Here is a 16,074-nt window from a genome sequence, read left to right as displayed (position 1 = left end):
GTCTACCGGTCCTGGGAGAGCCGGACGAGCTCGGCGAAAGAGCCGTCCATGCGGACCAGTTCCCCGTAGGTGCCCTGCTCCGTGATCCGTCCCCCGTCGAGGACGATGATCCGGTCGGCGAGGCGGCAGTTCTCCATCCGGTGGGTGACGATCACCGTGATCCGGTCGTCCTTCATGTCCCGCAGCCCGGAGAACACCCTGTGCTCCCCGCGCGGGTCCATGGCCGACGTCGGCTCGTCCATCACCAGCAGACCCGGCTTCCGGTGGAAGGCGCGCCCGCAGGCCAGACGCTGCCACTGACCGCCCGAGGGCTCGTGCCCGCCCCAGACCGAACGGGCCAGCAGGGTGTCCAGGCCGTCCGGGAACGCCTGGACGGCCGTCCGCATGCCGACCGCGTCCAGGGCGTCCCAGACGGCCTCCTCGCCGCGCGGGCCGGGCTGGCCGAGCGTGATGTTCTCCCGGGCGGAGAAGGGCCAGTGCCCGTACGACTGCGTCACGAGGCCCACGTGCTGCCAGGCGGTGCGCTGGTCGGCGTCGGAGGTCGGGATCCCGTCCCAGGAGACCGTGCCCGAGCTCGGGGCCGTCAGCGAGGTGAGGAGCCGGATCAGGGTGGACTTCCCGGCGCCGTTCTCGCCGACGACCGCGATCACCTCGCCCCGGGACAGGGTGAGGGAGACCGGCCCGAGCGAGGGGGTGTCCTTGCCCGGGTAGGTGTAGGTGGCCTCCTCCAGGCGGATCTTCTCCGGGGCGCCCTCCATCACGTGCGGTCCGCGCGGGCCGGACTTCTCGCGGGCCTCCGCGACGAAGGCGGTGTAGTCGCCGAGGTAGAGGGCATGCTGGAACATGGCCGCGCCGTAGACGACGAGCTGCGACAGGGCGGCTGTGGAGGTCCGCATGGCGACGATCGCCGTGCCGGCTGCGGCCATCGCCATGTACCCGCCGAGGACGAGCCCGGCGAGCGTCCCGTACGTCGCGACGACGAAGACCCCCGAGGCCGCGGCGGCGATCAGGTGGACGGTGAGGTAGCGGGGCGCGGAGCTGACCATCCTGGAGTCGATGCGCGCGCAGACGGCCGCGTACCAGGAATGGGCGTACGGCCGCATGCTGTTGCCGCGCAGCTCGTCGGCGAGCTTCGGGGTCGTCAGGTGCCAGCGCATCATGTGCTTGATGTTGCGCGAGGCGATCGTCTGGTTGTGGAGGCGGTGGTCGAGGCGGGCGGCGTAGACCGAACCGAGGCCGCGGGGGACCACCGACAGTACGAGGAGCGGCAGCAGCACCGGGTGGACGACGGCGAGGACGGACGCCACGGCGACCATGTCGATCAGACCGCCGGTGAAGCCGAGGGCGTCCTGCAGCAGCATGGCGGAGCGGGCGGATCCGGTCTCGGCGGCCTCGGAGCGCTCGGTGAAGTCCGGGGCGTCGTAGGCCGCGAGTTCCACGTCCATGTGGGCGTCGACCATGGCGAGGTCGGCGAGGGTGGCCATACCGGGGTTCAGGCGGCGGGCCGCGCTGCCCGAGGTGATGGAGGCCAGTGCGCCGAGCGCGGTCATCGCGGCGGCGAAGACCAGGGGCGGGGCGGCCGCCGAGATGCGCTCCTGGACGCCGTCGCCCGCCAGGAGCGGGACCATCGCCCGGGAGATCGCCGCGAGTGCGGCCGCCGTGCAGATCCCGCCGAGGAGCTGGGCCGCGACCAGGACGTGGAACGCGGCGCGGTTGACGGCGAGGGCGAGCTTCGCGGTCTGCCGGAGGGCGGAGGGGACGCGGCGGGCCATCTGCCCGAGCGACAGCGCCTCCATGGTCTCGTTGTGCTGGCCCCAGGTGTACTTGAACTCCGGAGGGGCGGGCGGTGCGGCGGTCTTCCGGTGCTCGGCCTGCTGCTCGGTCTGTTGCTCGGTCTGCTGCTCGGACATGCTGCTTCTCCTTCAACCGGGTTGTTTCGGAGGCCCGTTCGTGTGCTCGCGCGCATGGTGGAGAAGCCCTGCTGCGCGGTTGCGCAGGGGGCGGATGCGTGGTCGCGGGAACGGGGAGGAGCGAGTAGAGCGCAGGCCGGAGGCCGGAGCAGCGGGATCTGGCCGACCTCGTGGAGACGGCCCCCTTGCCGTGGCCGCTGATCGTGTCCGGCGGTCGCCGGACTGCCGGGCCGAGCCGCGAGGCAGGTTGGCCGGAACCGGCCGGTGCGGGGGTCGCCTCTCCGGAATTCGCTTGCGGGCACCTGGCGCGGCCGGTCGCGGGGGCATGGCCGCCCGCGGGGCGGGACCGGGGATGATGGCGGAGTGCTGGTACGAGTGGAAACGCTGCGGCAGGAACCATCGGGGCCCGTGGTGGTGCGGGTGCACTCGGCGGTGGGTGCCGCTGTCGTGGTCTGGGAGGACGGTGCCCGTGAGGCGGTGGGCGGCGAGCACCACATCGAGTGGACCGTCGACGAGGACATCGCCTGGGCGGGGAACACCCGGTCGGCCGCTTCCGCCACGTCCGGGGTGCGGGAGGAGGGCGACCACATCGTCTTCCGGGGGCGGCTGGGCCTGACCGAGGACGGGGCGGCCGTCCTGGACGTGGGCGGCGCCCTGATCCTCTTCGAGATCGCCGGTCCGCCACCGCCGGACGACGCCGACGGCACCTGGGTGGAGGTACGCGCCGGACGGAGCTCCGTCAGCGTCTGGCCCTGCCGGTACTGACGCACGCCACAGGGGTCCCCGTCCCGGCGGTGACATCGTGGCATCGTGATGCCATGGTCATCAGTGTTCGCCCGGCCGCGGAGTTCGAGGACGTCCGCGTCATGCTCGGGCCGAAGTCACCCGGCGCCAATGTCTGCTGGTGCCTGAGCTACCGGATCCCGTCCAAGCTCAACAACGAGCTGCGCGGGCCCGCTCGCGGTGAGTACGTCGCAGAGCTGTGCCGCAGTGATCCCCCTCCCGGGGTGGTCGCGTACGACGGCGACGAGCCGGTCGGCTGGGCCGCGGTGGCGCCGCGTGCGGACACCTCGTTCGCCCACAGTCGAAGGATCCCGCACGTCGACGACCTGCCGGTCTGGTCCCTGTGGTGCGTCCGCGTCCGACCCGGGCACCGGAAGAAGGGGATCTCGCACGCCCTCATCGCCGGTGCGGTCGCATTCGCCCGCGCCCAGGGCGCACCGGTGATCGAGGCCTACCCCCTGGACAACGGTGACGCCAAGGTGGACCTGACGATGGCGTACGCCGGCATCCGCAAGAACTTCGAGCGCGCCGGCTTCGTCCACGCCGCTGACACCACTTCGGTGCTGGCCGGCCATCCCCGGATCCTGATGCGGCTCGACCTGCGCTGACGGACTTCGCCCCCGGCCGTGGCCGGGCGAGGGGGCCGGGACGCGCGCTACGCCTGGGCGGAGACCTGGCTGAGGGCGTTGAGCGCGGTGGGCCAGGGGAAGTTGAGCGGGGCGTCGGGGTCGACCGGATCAGGGGTGTAGCCGGTTTCGCCGTGGAGCAGTTCGACCCCGGCGGTGCGCAGGGTGTTCAGGGAGACCTCGAACTGGGGGTGGGCGGCGAGAGCCGTGTTGGTGCAGGGCATCGCGATGACGGGCAGGCGCTTGCCGGTCGCCTCGGCGGCGAGACCTATGACGAGGTTGCTGGTGAGGCCGAGGGCCCACGCGTTCACGGTGTTGAAGGTGGCGGGTGCGAAGAGGACGGCGTCGGCGGCAGGCCATAGGTCGGGTTGGCCGGGGAATTTGTACTGCCAGCGGACGGGATGGCCGGTGAGGGCGGCGAGTCCGTCGAGGCTTTCGGACAACCAGTGTGCTGCGGTGGGGGTGAGGCCGAGGCACACGTCCCAGCCGCGCGTCTGGGCGTCCTCGATGACATGCGCGATGTCGAAGACGGGCGGGGCGGCGGAGCAGAGCAGGTGGAGCGTCCTCGTGGTCATGCCGCAATATGATCACATGGTTTGACCTTGGTTGCGGTCCCGGGACCAAGGCGCACGTTTCCGCGGGCGATCCCACGACGGCCGGCCACCGAAACGGAATCGGGCGATCGGGATGAACCGGGCGGGCCAGCCGCTCGGTGGAACACCGCTCGGGTCAGTCCATGAGCGCCGCGGCCTGCCGGCGTGCCTGGTGCAGCCAGGCCGCGCGTTCCTCGTCGGAGGAGTCGGTGACCGTACGGAACACGACGCGCCGCACGTCGGTCATCCCCGCATACGGCAGGACACATGCCGCCCATATCCTCTGCAGCGGATCGCCGAACTCGCTCTCCTCGCGGTCGAGGGGGGTGTCGGACGTGTTCAGGACGAGCGCCCTGCCGGCCTTCAGGAGCGGTGCGGGCTCCCCGTCCGCGGTGCCCAGCTTGTAGGCGACCCCCGGCGCCAGTACCCGCTGCACCCAGCCCGTGAGCACGGCGGGCGGCATGCCCCACCAGTTCGGATGGACGAACACCAGGGCGTCGAGAGCGGCGATCTCTCGCTGGTGCAGCGCCACCTGCGGGTCGATGGGCGGCGCGGCCGCCTCGACCGTTCCCGTCTCCTCGGCGGACAGCAGTGGCGGGAACTCCTCGGCGCAGAGGTCGTGCGCGATGACCCCGCACCCCAGACCGCGCAGCTCCTCTACGACGGCATCGAACACGGCGTGGTTGAAGCTCCCCGGCCGCGGGTGTGCCAGATAGACCCCGATCTGCATGGACGTCCCCCGTCGACTTGAGCCGCCATCGGCTACGAGGCCGCGCGCGTGGGCTCGCCCGCCCGCCGCGTCAATCGGCCCGACCCCATTGTCGGGGCAGCCGCCGCTCGGGGAAAGGTTTTCGCGATCATGGAGCGAGCGCGTCCGACAGGACCTGAGGCCGCCACCAGCGGCTTCGGCGGCGGCGTCGCCCTTGAGCGCACGGGCCTGCACCGAGGGCACCCCCGGGTCCTGCACGTGCGCGGGTCGCCCGGATGGGGGAAGCTGGGCATAGCCGCAGAGCCGAGCGCGGGACAGACGGGCGAGGAGGCCTCGTGGAAAGATCAGCAGACGGCCGGTCCGTTCGCGCACCCCGGTCGCGGATTCGCTCCGGAGTGCGGACCGCCACGCTGCTTTGCGCGGCGGCGGCCCTCGTCACGGCCGTGGTCCCGGCCTCCGCACAGACGCGGACCGCACCGGACCGGGCACCGGCGCCGGTCGTGGTCGTCGACTGCTTCTCGGAGGCACAGGTCAAGCCCGAGGAGTACTTGCTGGCCTGCGGGGACGGCAACAACCGCCTCGTGGATCTCCGCTGGGACACATGGGGTGCGCAGGACGCGACGGCCACGGGCACCGACATGGTGAACGACTGCACCCCCTATTGCGCGGCGGGCCGCTTCCGGCCCTACCCGGTGAAGGTGACGCTGAGCAGTCCTGAACCCTGGCCGGACCACCCGGGCGTCCAGCGCTTCACCATGATGCGACTCCTCTACACGGACACCGCACCGTCCCCGGTCCCGAAGGACGTGACCTACAAGATCGCGTACTGACAGGGATCCGGGTCCGTCGCCAGGCGGGCATGGAGCTCGACGTCGAAGCGACTGCCGTCGTAGGAGAGCTTCTGGCGTTGCCGGCCTTCCACGGCGAAGCCCGCAGCGAGAGCGACTCGGCACGATCCGGGGTTGTTCACCCGGTGCCCCAGCTCCAGCCGGAACAGTTCGGCGTCGCGGAACGCCCAGAGAGCGAGAGTCCGGCAGGCCCGGGACGCGACGCCGCGACCCCGGGCCGTCGCCGTGGTCCAGTAGGAGACCCAACCGATGCCGTGGCGTCGGTTCACCGCACCGACCGACACGTGTCCGAGCACGATGCCGTCATCATCGTCGACGACGACGGAGAAGGCGAAGGCAGAGCCGGAGTCCCACTCGTCATCACGAGCCGCGATCCACTGCTCCGCGGCGTGCACGGTGCCGATCGGCTCGCTGGTCTGCTCACGCATGAGGGGGTCCGCGAAGGCGGTCATCACCGATGGCGCATCACGCATCGCCCATCTACGCAGCACCAAGCCCGGGGAAACATCGATACGTTCACGCACGCCGCGAGTCTTCCCCGCGGTCTGCCGCGCTGTCATCCCGTTTTCCGGACCGCCGGCCGTTGGCCGTTGGCCGCCCGCAGGCAGGAAACCGGGCTGCGTTCGATCGAGCACCCGGGCAGCATGGCGGTGTGAGCGATCTTCTGTGGGGTGACGTGAAGTGCTTCTTCGACCCCGACTCGATGGGGTCGCTGCCGGACGTGCGCGTCCCGGACTGTTCGGTGGGGGACTGGCAGGCGGTCCTCGATCTCGTCGGGGCGAGGGGCTGGGCGTGCCGGTACTCCGAGGGCGCGACCGTACTGCCGCTGCCCCGGGCGGAGACCGTGTTGTCCCGCCCGGCGGACGCCGAGTGCCCGGAACTGCGCGTCCGGCCGGATCCGGACGTCCTGGCGATCTTCCGCTTCCATGACGACGAGGTGATCGACTTCGACGTCGACCTGAGGGAGTTGCAGGGGCAGGAACGACTTGACGTGTTCTGCGGCTTCCTGCAGGAGATCGGGCGGCTCCTGGGCAAGCCGGTCCTGATGGATCCGGAGGGTGCTCACGGCCACCCGGTACTCGGCTTCGACGTCCGGGCCGATCGGGTGGTCCTCCTGGCCGAGCCGCAATCGATGTGAAGCGCCTGCGTCGGACAGGCCGGTGAGCCGCCGTCCGCCGTCCGCCCCGAGTGCCGTGCACCGGAAGCGGACCGGGCCGCGGCGGTCAGCCCGGACTGAACACGTCGTTGCACTCGGCGGGGGTGGCCGCCTTCGGGCTGTCCGCGACAGCGGTTCTCCAGTGCGAGATCTCCCCGTCGATGCCGCGCCGCAACGGCTCGGCGTGCGACACCCACGCCTCGGTACCCGGTTCGCCCATCGTCGAGCCGAAGCGGACGGCGATGACGTACCGCTTGCCCGGCTCCAGCACCGCGTACCGGTCCGGGTCCTCCGTCGCGTACCTGCCCGGGCTGCCGCCGCCCTTGACGCCCTGCGTCAGGGACAGCACCGCCGGGAACCGGCCCTTCACCACGTTCAGGACCTTCACCTCGGTCGTCAGGAACGCTCCCGGCTGCGTGCTCTCGTCCTCCTGGTACGGCCCGGTGCGCACGCCCTCGACGAGGGCGATGCCGCGTGCCGCCGAGGCGACCCCGGTGTCCGTGGAGAGGTCCGCCGCACAGATCATCGAGGTCGTCACCTCGCCGCGGCCGGCAGCCACGACCCAGCCCCCGGCGGCGAGCAGGCAGCCGGCGGCCAGTCCGCCGAACGTCCATACCTTCGTGTGCATCAGCCCCACAGCTTCCGGTAGTTGGCCTTGTCCACGTCCTGCGGAAGGGTGAAGAGCGAGTGGGCGCCGGTCCACATGATCGACCGGACGTAGGTGGACCCGCCGTCGCTCTTGTGGCACAGCCCGAGCGCGTGCCCCAGCTCGTGCACGGCCACCTCCCGCCGTGTGTCCGCGTCGTAGCGGGACATCTTGGCCCTGTTGAACCTGATGTAGTCCGTCGCCCCGGTCCCGGGGCGCCGTTCCCACTTCGCCGCGGCCACGTCGGAGGCGCTCGAATAGTCGGTGAACTCGAGGTCGTTCGAGGTGATGGCCGAATCAGCGACGATCTTGATCCTCGAGCCCGGGTACTGCCACTTCGCGACCGCCCACTTGAAGGCGTCGTCGTAGCCGGTCCGGTCGGTCCACCGGATCTCACCGTCGTCCACAGAACTGTCCGCGCGGGTTTCCGTCGCGTCCGGGCCCGACTTCGCGGTGCACGGGGCGGGGTTCACCGCCGCGTGCGCCGGGGAGGGAGCGAGGAGCAGTACGGCGGCAGCCGCGGTGAGGCCGGCGACGAGATTCTTCATCCCATCCACGGTAGGACACCGGGTGGCGGGGCCGATCGTTTCAGCACCCGCTCCGGACGGAAGATTTCCGTTCTGCCGGACCGGGTCGATCCGGCGGTGGCCAGGGACCGGCCGCCAGCAGACGCCCCGCCTCCGCGACGATGGCAGCGGCCAACTGCACCCCCTGGCCAGCCCGGTTCGCCCCCCGGCCGTGGTACGCATCGACCCTGTCGACCAGCGGCCGAAGGGCGCGCGGGTGCGCCAGAGCCTCCCAGCCCTCGTGCACGATCACATCCCCACCGTCGGCGGGAGCCATGCTGCCGTTCACGATCAGCCGGAGCCACCAGCGCACGAGCTCCCAGCGGGCCGACTCCCACGGCAGGTCGGTGTCATCGGTGGGAAGGCCCTCGGCCAGGCCCAGCTCGACGAGTGCCCGGTCGAACAGCGTATCGGCCCCTTCGCTCCCGGCCCGCGTCAGACCGGCGAGCAGCACCAGAGACTCCGTCTCGACGCCCAGCACCAGTGCCGCAAGCGCGGCCTCGATCAGGTGGTGCGGATGGAGCCGACGGCCGATCAGGCGCTCGAGCGCCAGCATCCGCAGGTACTCGACCGCCTCCTGCGCACTGACGGCGTACGGGGTATGAGGTGTGGGCGCACGGACGTTGATCCCCGGCCTGCCATTGACGAAGTACGACCAGAAACGGACGGTCGATCGACGGGTGGGAAGGCCGCTTGCCCGGCCGGCGAACTCGTGCCGGATGTAATCGGCGAGGTCGTTCCCGTAGACGATGATGTCGCTCTGGTGGACGGACAGGACGCAGTGGCCCCACTCGCCCGCCGTGGCGGGCAGGTAGCGGTGGCCGTACACGGGGACCAGCGGAGGAGCGGCCGCGAGTTCGGCCCGTGCGAGCCGAAGGGCATCGGACGTCTGCGCAGGTCTCGCTCTCCAGTCGGGATGCCAGAAGCGGGCGTGCTCCACGTCGAAGAGCACGCCCTCGGCCGGGCCGGCGAGCCGGTGGGCCAGCTCGGCGGGATCGGCGCCCCGCCAGTCGGGCCAGGCCCGAGTCCCGTGCGGGAGTCCGGCGGCGAGGAAGATGCGATGGTCCGCCGCGAACCTGAAGCCGAACCGCTCCTCGATCCGGTCGAGTTCCCGTTCGTCGAGCCCCGGCCCGATCTCGGCCGGGAGCATCTTCTGGAGGTCCTTGGCCTCCTCGAGGGTCAGGACCGGGGGGATCGCCGTCAACTCGTCGCCGGGCTCGGGCCGTTCGGGGCGAGAGCGAGCCGGGCCACGCGTTGGCCGCCGCTGAGCTCGCCCGTGGGACTGAAGCCGAGGCCGAGATAGAACGGCTCGGGGCTGTTGTCGCCGGTGTCCCAGCAGACGTACGCCTCGTGGATGCCGCGGGAGCGGATCTCCTCCGTGGTGGCGTGGACGGCGAAGCGGCCGTACCCCTTGCCCTGGTGGCGTGCGTCGATGTTCAGGCGCCAGATGCCGCTGCGCCGGTCGGCGGGGTCGGTGGCCGGGTCCCAGACGATGTCGTGGAAGGCCATCACGAAGCCGACGACTTCGTCGCCGTCGACGATGGCCCGCGGCCAGGCGGTCGCCGTGTGCACGTACGCCTCGGCGAGCGACTTCACGACGGGGGATACGAGGTGGCTCTGGTCGGGTCGCACCTGTATCGCGCAGACGGCGTCGAAGTTGTCGCCGGTCACGGGTTCCAGGCGCAGCGGGCCCGGTGCGGGGGAGTTCAGGGCTGGCATGACCTCAGGGTATCCCCGGCGCAGGCATCGCTCCGACGGCCCCGCGTCCGGCCCCGCGTCCGGCCTCGAGTCCGGTCCCGGGCCCCAGGTCCGCGATCGCCGCACCGCACTCCGGACGCCGGGATGTGACGACAGGTCACATCCCGGGCCCGTCTGCGATCGGCAGGGTGCGGCGGGGAGGGCCGCTACGGCTTGCGGGCGTGGAGCACGCGCATGCCCCGCGCGCCGGCGGCTTCGTGCGAGATCTCCAGGCCGGCCTCGCGGCACTGGGCGGCCAGCCGCTCGGCGGGGATCCGCAGCTTCGGGTAACTGCTGGTGCGCAGGGTCCACCCACCGTCGGCGCGGGTGTGGAGGAGGTCGTGGACCATCACGGTGTCCTCGTCGACGTATTCCAGGAAGCAGGTCAGCAGCCGGTTCTCGTCGCTGCGCACGGGAAGGAAACGGTCGGTGCCTTCCAGGGGTGCGCTGAGGTCGCGGTAGGTGATGACGAGGTGGCCGCCGGGGGCCAGCGCCCGACGGACGTCGGCGAGGAGGGCCGGAACGTCCGACGGCGTGGGCAGATGCGGGAGGGTGTCTCCCATGCAGAGGACCGCCGCTGCTGTTCCGGGGGCCGCGATCCGGGGCAGGGCGGTACGGATGTCGGCGTTCAGGGGGCGGATCGGGGAGTTCTCCCCGGCGCAACGGGTGAGTTCGGCCAGGAGCTTTCCGCTGGTGTCGACGGCGGTGACAGGACTGAACCCGAGGGCGGCCAGGGCCAGGGACTGGACGCCGGGCCCGCAGCCGAGGTCGATCGCGTGGCCGCCCGCCTCGGCGTGACCCTCGTCGGGGAGGACGCCGAGGCCCTTCAGCAGGGAGGCCTGTCCCTCGGCCAGAGAGGTGATGTCCCCGCCGAGCATCCAGGTGTACTGGTCGGCGAGCAGGTCTTCGTAGTGGTCGGTCGCTGTTGCCATACGGTCTCCTGTGGTCGGGCGGAGGGCGCGTTCACACGCACATTCCGCATCACCTTCGGCGGCAGGGTCAGGACCGCCTGCCCGGCCCGCCCCGCCGGGGAGCCTACTTCGCCCCCGTCGCCGCCGGCTCAACGACCGGTGATGTCCCGGCCCGGCAGCCTCCGCACGGCGGACCGGACGGACGACCGTACGGCCGACCGGCCGGACGACCGGCCGGAGGGACGCGCCGTCGGCGCGTCCCTCCGCGGCAACAGGCCGGTCAGTCCAGGAAGTCGGCGACCAGTTCGGCGAAGGCCTCCGGGGTGAGCACCTCGACACCGAGTTCGGCGGCCTTCACGGCCTTCGAACTCGGCTTGCCGTTCGCGGACGGCGCGGAGACCAGGACGGAGGTCTTCGCGCTGACGCTGCTGCCCGCGCGCCCGCCCGCCTTCTCGATCAGGACGTTCATGGCGTCCCGCCCCCGGCCCTCCAGCGCTCCGGTCATCTTCCCCGTCACCACCACGACCTTGCCGGCCAGCGGACCCGATCCCTGTGCCTCGGCCGGCTCCTGAGGCTCGGTCATATTGACCCCCGCCGCGGCGAGCTTGTCGATGACCGCAGCCAGGGCGGCGATCTGGTCGACTATCACCGGGGCCTTCTCCGGGCCGATGCCGTCCACGGCCTGCATGGCCGTGGCATCGGCCCCGCGGACCGCGTCCATCGTGCCGAAGTGCCGGGCGATGCGGCGCGAGATGCTGCGCCCGGTCCCCAGGATGCCCAGTGCGCAGACGACGCGGCTCAGCGGGCGGGTCTTCGCCGTTTCGATCTGCTCGGCGAGCTTCGCGGCACGCCTGGCGCTGCCGGAGGCGGTGGTGAGCTGGTCGAGGGTCAGGAAGAACAGATCGGCCACGTCCGTGACGTCTCCGGCATCGACCAGGGCCTTCACGTACGTCTTGCCGAGCCCGTCGATGTCGAGCATCTCGCGCCCGGCGGCGTACTCGATGAGGGCCGGGAGGGCGCAGGCCGCGCCCTGTGCGCAGCGCCACCGCTCCTGGGTCTTGTTGATCTCTCCGCCGCAGTTGGGGCACTCCTGGGGGAGCGGCACCTCCGTCGCTCCGGCCGGGCGCAGCGCCACCACGGCGGCCTGGACGCGAGGGATGATGTCGCCCGCCTTGTAGACGGTCACCGTGTCGCCCAGGTGCAGATCGCGGCGCCGGATGTCGGCCGGGTTGTGGAGCGTGGCCCGGGTGACCGTGGACCCGTCGATCAGGACGGGTGCGAGTATGGCGGTCGGGGCGAGCACGCCGGTCCGGCCGACCTCCCACACCACATCCTCCAGCACGGTCTGCCGCTCGACGGCCGGGAGCTTGAAGGCGACGGCGAAGTAGGGGAAACGGCTGCCCAGGCCTGCCGCTTGCTGCTCGGCCGGGTCATTGACCTTGATCACGACACCGTCGATACCGAACGGCAGCCCGGGGCGCATCGCGGCGATCTCGTCCACCCGCTGCTGAGCCTCGGCGAGGGTGGCGACCACGTGAAGCCCGGCCGGTGTGTCCGCGGTCGTCCGCACTCCGGCCGCGGCGACAGCGGCCAGCACCTCGGCGTGCGTGCCCCCGACGGGCAGGAACGCCTCCCCGTCCAGCTCGACGGCGCCGTACGTCCAGAACGTCATCATCAGCCGGTACGGGCGGTCCTTCGCCCGCAGGGTGCCGGCCGTGCCGTTGCGGGGGTTGGCGAAGACCTGCGCGCCGTGCGCGGTGCGGACCGCGTTCGCGGTCTCGAACTGCTCCTGGGTGAACAGCACCTCGCCGCGCACCTCGAAGGTGGCGGGCACCGCCAACCGCTCGGGCAGGCCCTCGATCTGCCCGATGACGTGGCTGATGTCCTCGCCGCTGCTGCCGTCGCCACGCGTGATGATCTGCACCAGCCGCCCCGCCCGGTAGCGGGCCGCCACGGCCGCGCCGTCCAGCTTCGGCTCGACGGTGAACCCGCCGGCCGCAGCGGCGCCCAGCCGGCGCTGCAGGGATTCGCCCCACGACAGCAGGCCTTCGGGGTTGAAGACGTTGTCCAGGCTGAGCAGCCGGGTGGTGTGCGCGACGTCACCGGCCGGGGCGACGCCGTCGCCGACCTGTCCGGTGGGGGAGTCGGCGGCGACGTCCTCGGGGTGCTGCTCCTCCCAGGCCAGTACGGCGAGCCGGAGCCGGTCGTAGGTCGCGTCGTCCATCGAGCTGTCGCCGTCGGCGTAGTACGCACCCGATGCGGCGCGCAGGCGCTCGAGCGCGGCCTCGTACTCGGACCGGCCGGACATGCTGGACAGCGCCTCAACGGCGGAAAGGTTCGTCATGGGAGTGATCCTCTCGCGAGGCACTGACAATCGCCCCGGAGCCCTCACCGCCGCCCCCTGACCGCCGCCCCCTCACCGCCGTCCTGTCACGGCCCGCCCGCCCGCCTCGGGTTCGGCGCCGTCCAGCGGGCCGGGGGAGCCGGGCCGCGATGCTTTCGGCCCGTCGTCCGGGCCCTCGTGGACCCGCTCCGGCGAGGGGTCCGGCGCCGATGAACAGGAACGCGCGCACCCCCGAGGTCAGCCGGCCCCGGTGGTAGACCGCGCAGGCGATGCCGGTGAGGGCGTGTCGGCGGGCCATGGACAGTGCGGTGCGGGAGGCCGGGATGATCGTCGTCTGGGTCGAGGCGAGTGCCGAGGTGGCGACGGCGAGGAGAACGGTCCAGTCCCATCCGCCGAGTGCCTCGCGGGCCAGGGAGGCGAAGACGGCCTCCTCGGCGTCGGCGTGTGCGGGGAGATAGCCGGTGCCGGCGTACGGCGGCGAAGGCCACGGACACGTAGGCGGCCAGGAGGACGACGGTCGACCAGATGCCGGCCCTGCCCGGGGTGGAGGAAGGGTCCGCCGTCTCCTCGGCGAGGTTGACGGCCGACTCCCAGCCCCAGTAGACGAAGACGCCGAGGAGCAGCCCGCCGGTCAGCGCCGTGCCTCCCGCCCCGAAGGGGTCGAGCCAGCCGACGGACGGCCGCGGCGCGTCGAGCGACCCGGTGCCGGCGTGGACCGGTAGAGGGCGACGGCAGCGAACGCGAACGGGCAGAGGGTCTGCAGCAGGACGAGGACCTTCTGCAGGCGGGCCGCGGCCTGCGTGTCCCGCACGCACAGCGCCGCCATCGTCACGATCACCAGCACGGTCAGTGCCTGGCGGATCAGGGTGTCACCGGCCCAGCCGTCCAGGCCGACGGCCAGCAGGCCGAAATGGACGGCCACGTCGGCGAGCGAGCCGACCACCAGGAGCCCGGTCATGGCGATCGCCCAGCCGCCCAGCCAGCCGGCCGTGGGACCGAGCGCACGCGTCACCCACGAAAAGGTCGTGCCGCAGTCGGGGTCGGCCCTGTTCAGGTAGTAGAAAGCGGATGCGATGAGGAAACCCGTACGCCGCACAGAGGGTCAATGGTGTTGGCATAAGTACGCCGGATCAGCCGCGCCGCCCCGCGTCCCTGCCCCCGGCTGCCGGCCGGCCCCCGGACCTCCCGGCCGCCTCGGCCAGTTGCCTCTCGGCGGTGTCCAGCAGCATCTCCAGCGCGACCGGGTAGGCGCTGTGCGGCATGCGGGCCGCCAGCAGCCCGGCGGTGGCCGCGATGTTCGGGTATTCGTCCGCCGGCAGCCGTGCGTACGTCGACTCCCACCTCTCCTCGTCCGACTCGCGCGCCTTCTCCGTCAGCGCGAGCGGACCCGCGTCGAGCGCCGCGAAGGCCAGCGACTGGTCGATGTACGCGTGGTAGATCCGTACGGCGTCCCCGTCCGCGAATCCCGCGCTGCGCAGGCTGCCGAGGATCGCCTCGTCGGCGGCGATCTCGCGCGGCCGGCCGGTCACCCGGCTCGCGGTCAGCAGCGCCGCCTGGGGATGCGCGAGGTAGGCGCCGTGGATGCGCAGCCCGAGCGAGCGCAGGTCGTCGCGCCACTGCCCGGTGGGAACCCAGCCGGCGAGCGCCCGGCCGATCAGCTCCTCGCCGATGGCCAGAGTCAGGCCGTCCATGCCGTCGAAATACCGGTACAGGGTGCTGGGGTCCGCGCCGAGGGCGGCGCCCAGCCGCCGGGCGGACAGGCCCGCGCTGCCGTGCTCGCGCACCATCCGCAGGGCCGTCTCGACGATCAGGCGCTCGGAGAGCACCGTCCCCTGCCGGGTCGGACGCCGCCGCCTGCGGGCCTCTTCCGGAACCACGTCCTTCGCCATCGGGCACTCTCCCATCCTTATGCCAACACCATTGACCTTAACTCGGAGCGCCCGGTTCCATCAGTCCCCCGAGGCGCACGCCTCGCAGAGAAAGGACCTCGCCATGCGTGTTCTGCTTGTGGGTGCCGGCGGTGTCGGGAGCGCGATCACCAAGATCGCCGCCCGCCGCGACTTCTTCGACCACTTCGTCGTCGCCGACTACGATCTGGCCCGCGCCGAGGCGGCGGTCGCGGCCCTGGGCGGCGCCGAGCAGCGGTTCAGCGCCCGCCGCGTGGACGCCTCCGACGAGGCGGCGGTCACCCGGCTGCTCACCGAGAGCGGATGCGACGTCCTGATGAATGCCACGGACCCGCGCTTCGTCATGCCCCTGTTCAACGCCGCGCTGGCGGCGGGCAGCCACTACCTCGACATGGCCATGTCCCTCTCCCGGCCGCACCCGGACCGCCCGCACGGCGAATGCGGCGTGAAGCTCGGTGACGAGCAGTTCGAACGGGCCGAGGAATGGGAGAAGTCGGGCCGCCTCGCGCTCGTCGGGATGGGCGTCGAGCCCGGGCTCTCGGACGTCTTCGCCCGCTACGCGGCCGACACCCTCTTCGACGACATCGACGAGATCGGCATCCGCGACGGTGCGAACCTGGCCGTCGAGGGGTTCGACTTCGCCCCGTCCTTCAACATCTGGACGACGATCGAGGAGTGCCTGAACCCCCCGGTCGTCTACGAGCGCGAGCGCGGCTGGTTCACCACCGAGCCCTTCAGCGAGCCCGAGGTCTTCGACTTCCCCGAGGGCATCGGCCCCGTCGAGTGCGTCAACGTCGAACACGAGGAGGTCCTCCTCGTCCCCCGCTGGGTCGGAGCCCGCCGGGTCACCTTCAAGTACGGCCTCGGCGACGACTTCATCGGCAAGCTCAAGACCCTCCACGCCCTGGGCCTGGACTCCACCGACCGGGTCGCGGTCCGCGGCGAGGACGGCGCGGAGGTGCGGGTCTCACCCCGCGACGTGGTCGCCGCCTGCCTGCCCGATCCGGCGACGCTCGGGGACCGCATGACCGGAAAGACCTGCGCCGGCACCTGGGTCAAGGGCACCAAGGACGGCCTGCCCCGCGAGGTCTACCTCTACCACGTGGTCGACAACCAGTGGTCCATGCGGGAGTACGGCTCCCAGGCCGTCGTCTGGCAGACCGCCGTCAACCCGGTGGTGGCCCTCGAACTCCTCGCCACCGGCGTCTGGTCGCAGGCCGGCGTACTGGGCCCCGAGGCGCTCCCGCCGCTCCCCTTCCTCGACCTGCTCACCGCGTACGGGTCACCCTGGGCGATGCGCGAACAGAGCGACACCCCGACAGCGACCCTCTGACCGCG

Annotated in this window: 16 protein-coding genes and 1 pseudogene; 5 read left to right on the top strand and 12 right to left on the bottom strand. The window is 71.8% G+C overall.

Annotation, left to right across the window (positions count from 1 at the left end; genetic code table 11):
- Nucleotides 1–2: 2 nt before the first annotated feature.
- Entirely contained in the window at nt 3–1,910 is a 1,908-nt protein-coding gene (locus OG444_RS01070; RefSeq protein ID WP_327260243.1) for an ABC transporter ATP-binding protein, read from the bottom strand.
- 363 nt (nt 1,911–2,273) lie between these two features.
- Between OG444_RS01070 and OG444_RS01065 the strand changes: the two genes are divergently transcribed.
- Entirely contained in the window at nt 2,274–2,675 is a 402-nt protein-coding gene (locus tag OG444_RS01065; RefSeq protein ID WP_327260242.1) for a hypothetical protein, read from the top strand.
- 53 nt (nt 2,676–2,728) lie between these two features.
- Nucleotides 2,729–3,301 (top strand): GNAT family N-acetyltransferase, encoded by a 573-nt coding sequence (locus tag OG444_RS01060; RefSeq protein WP_327260241.1) that lies wholly within the window; start codon nt 2,729–2,731, stop codon nt 3,299–3,301.
- Nucleotides 3,302–3,348: 47 nt separating this feature from the next.
- Here OG444_RS01060 and OG444_RS01055 read toward each other — a convergent pair whose 3' ends face one another.
- Nucleotides 3,349–3,894: a flavoprotein gene (locus OG444_RS01055; protein ID WP_327260240.1), complete on the bottom strand. Its 546-nt coding sequence runs from the start codon at nt 3,892–3,894 to the stop codon at nt 3,349–3,351.
- A 154-nt stretch (nt 3,895–4,048) separates the two neighbouring features.
- On the bottom strand, nt 4,049–4,642 hold the full coding sequence (locus OG444_RS01050; protein WP_327260239.1) for an NAD(P)H-dependent oxidoreductase: 594 nt from the start codon (nt 4,640–4,642) through the stop codon (nt 4,049–4,051).
- A 374-nt stretch (nt 4,643–5,016) separates the two neighbouring features.
- Between OG444_RS01050 and OG444_RS01045 the strand changes: the two genes are divergently transcribed.
- The gene (locus tag OG444_RS01045; RefSeq protein WP_327260238.1) at nt 5,017–5,451 is read left to right on the top strand and encodes a hypothetical protein; all 435 of its coding nucleotides are present in this window, start codon (nt 5,017–5,019) and stop codon (nt 5,449–5,451) included.
- On the opposite strand, the gene OG444_RS01040 is transcribed toward OG444_RS01045, so the two are convergent.
- The gene (locus tag OG444_RS01040; RefSeq protein WP_327260237.1) at nt 5,433–5,993 is read right to left on the bottom strand and encodes a GNAT family N-acetyltransferase; all 561 of its coding nucleotides are present in this window, start codon (nt 5,991–5,993) and stop codon (nt 5,433–5,435) included. The genes OG444_RS01045 and OG444_RS01040 overlap by 19 nt on opposite strands.
- 128 nt (nt 5,994–6,121) lie before the next feature.
- Here OG444_RS01040 and OG444_RS01035 point away from each other — a divergent pair, with 128 nt between their 5' ends.
- Nucleotides 6,122–6,607 (top strand): hypothetical protein, encoded by a 486-nt coding sequence (locus tag OG444_RS01035; protein ID WP_327260236.1) that lies wholly within the window; start codon nt 6,122–6,124, stop codon nt 6,605–6,607.
- An 85-nt stretch (nt 6,608–6,692) separates the two neighbouring features.
- Here OG444_RS01035 and OG444_RS01030 read toward each other — a convergent pair whose 3' ends face one another.
- From OG444_RS01030 to OG444_RS00995, 8 genes and pseudogenes are all read right to left on the bottom strand, one after another.
- Entirely contained in the window at nt 6,693–7,253 is a 561-nt protein-coding gene (locus tag OG444_RS01030; RefSeq protein ID WP_327260235.1) for a hypothetical protein, read from the bottom strand.
- Nucleotides 7,253–7,819, bottom strand: a complete 567-nt coding sequence (locus OG444_RS01025; RefSeq protein WP_327260234.1) for a matrixin family metalloprotease — start codon at nt 7,817–7,819, stop codon at nt 7,253–7,255. Before OG444_RS01025 ends, OG444_RS01030 begins: the two co-directional genes overlap by 1 nt.
- 40 nt (nt 7,820–7,859) lie before the next feature.
- Complete coding sequence (locus tag OG444_RS01020; protein ID WP_327260233.1) at nt 7,860–9,041, bottom strand: hypothetical protein; 1,182 nt, start codon at nt 9,039–9,041, stop codon at nt 7,860–7,862.
- On the bottom strand, nt 9,038–9,556 hold the full coding sequence (locus OG444_RS01015; protein ID WP_327260232.1) for a GNAT family N-acetyltransferase: 519 nt from the start codon (nt 9,554–9,556) through the stop codon (nt 9,038–9,040). The genes OG444_RS01020 and OG444_RS01015 overlap by 4 nt, the downstream gene beginning before the upstream one ends.
- A 185-nt stretch (nt 9,557–9,741) precedes the next feature.
- Complete coding sequence (locus OG444_RS01010; RefSeq protein WP_327260231.1) at nt 9,742–10,506, bottom strand: class I SAM-dependent methyltransferase; 765 nt, start codon at nt 10,504–10,506, stop codon at nt 9,742–9,744.
- Between the two features lie 259 nt (nt 10,507–10,765).
- Nucleotides 10,766–12,829, bottom strand: a complete 2,064-nt coding sequence (gene ligA / locus OG444_RS01005) for an NAD-dependent DNA ligase LigA (protein ID WP_327260230.1) — start codon at nt 12,827–12,829, stop codon at nt 10,766–10,768.
- Nucleotides 12,830–13,010: 181 nt separating this feature from the next.
- Nucleotides 13,011–13,907: pseudogene (locus OG444_RS01000) on the bottom strand (APC family permease); the annotation flags it as partial.
- Nucleotides 13,908–13,959: 52 nt separating this feature from the next.
- Nucleotides 13,960–14,718, bottom strand: a complete 759-nt coding sequence (locus OG444_RS00995; RefSeq protein WP_327260229.1) for a TetR/AcrR family transcriptional regulator — start codon at nt 14,716–14,718, stop codon at nt 13,960–13,962.
- A 103-nt stretch (nt 14,719–14,821) separates the two neighbouring features.
- Here OG444_RS00995 and OG444_RS00990 point away from each other — a divergent pair, with 103 nt between their 5' ends.
- Nucleotides 14,822–16,069 carry a saccharopine dehydrogenase family protein gene (locus OG444_RS00990; RefSeq protein ID WP_327260228.1) on the top strand — a complete coding sequence of 416 codons (1,248 nt, stop codon included), beginning with the start codon at nt 14,822–14,824 and terminating at the stop codon, nt 16,067–16,069.
- Nucleotides 16,070–16,074: the final 5 nt, after the last annotated feature.

This window comes from Streptomyces sp. NBC_01232 (assembly GCF_035989885.1).
GTDB lineage: Bacteria > Actinomycetota > Actinomycetes > Streptomycetales > Streptomycetaceae > Streptomyces.
The sequence above is the reverse complement of the archived record's forward strand: the minus strand, read 5'-3'. Positions and strand labels throughout refer to the sequence as shown.

What these genes read in the sequence shown, in the direction of transcription:
- OG444_RS01055 (WP_327260240.1), bottom strand. Translation starts at nt 3,894, where the DNA reads ATGACCACGAGGACGCTCCACCTGCTCTGCTCCGCCGCCCCGCCCGTC.
- OG444_RS01025 (WP_327260234.1), bottom strand. Translation starts at nt 7,819, where the DNA reads ATGAAGAATCTCGTCGCCGGCCTCACCGCGGCTGCCGCCGTACTGCTC.
- OG444_RS01015 (WP_327260232.1), bottom strand. Translation starts at nt 9,556, where the DNA reads ATGCCAGCCCTGAACTCCCCCGCACCGGGCCCGCTGCGCCTGGAACCC.
- OG444_RS01030 (WP_327260235.1), bottom strand. Translation starts at nt 7,253, where the DNA reads ATGCACACGAAGGTATGGACGTTCGGCGGACTGGCCGCCGGCTGCCTG.
- OG444_RS00990 (WP_327260228.1), top strand. Translation starts at nt 14,822, where the DNA reads ATGCGTGTTCTGCTTGTGGGTGCCGGCGGTGTCGGGAGCGCGATCACC.
- ligA (WP_327260230.1), bottom strand. Translation starts at nt 12,829, where the DNA reads ATGACGAACCTTTCCGCCGTTGAGGCGCTGTCCAGCATGTCCGGCCGG.
- OG444_RS01070 (WP_327260243.1), bottom strand. Translation starts at nt 1,910, where the DNA reads ATGTCCGAGCAGCAGACCGAGCAACAGACCGAGCAGCAGGCCGAGCAC.
- OG444_RS01010 (WP_327260231.1), bottom strand. Translation starts at nt 10,506, where the DNA reads ATGGCAACAGCGACCGACCACTACGAAGACCTGCTCGCCGACCAGTAC.
- OG444_RS01060 (WP_327260241.1), top strand. Translation starts at nt 2,729, where the DNA reads ATGGTCATCAGTGTTCGCCCGGCCGCGGAGTTCGAGGACGTCCGCGTC.
- OG444_RS00995 (WP_327260229.1), bottom strand. Translation starts at nt 14,718, where the DNA reads ATGGCGAAGGACGTGGTTCCGGAAGAGGCCCGCAGGCGGCGGCGTCCG.
- OG444_RS01050 (WP_327260239.1), bottom strand. Translation starts at nt 4,642, where the DNA reads ATGCAGATCGGGGTCTATCTGGCACACCCGCGGCCGGGGAGCTTCAAC.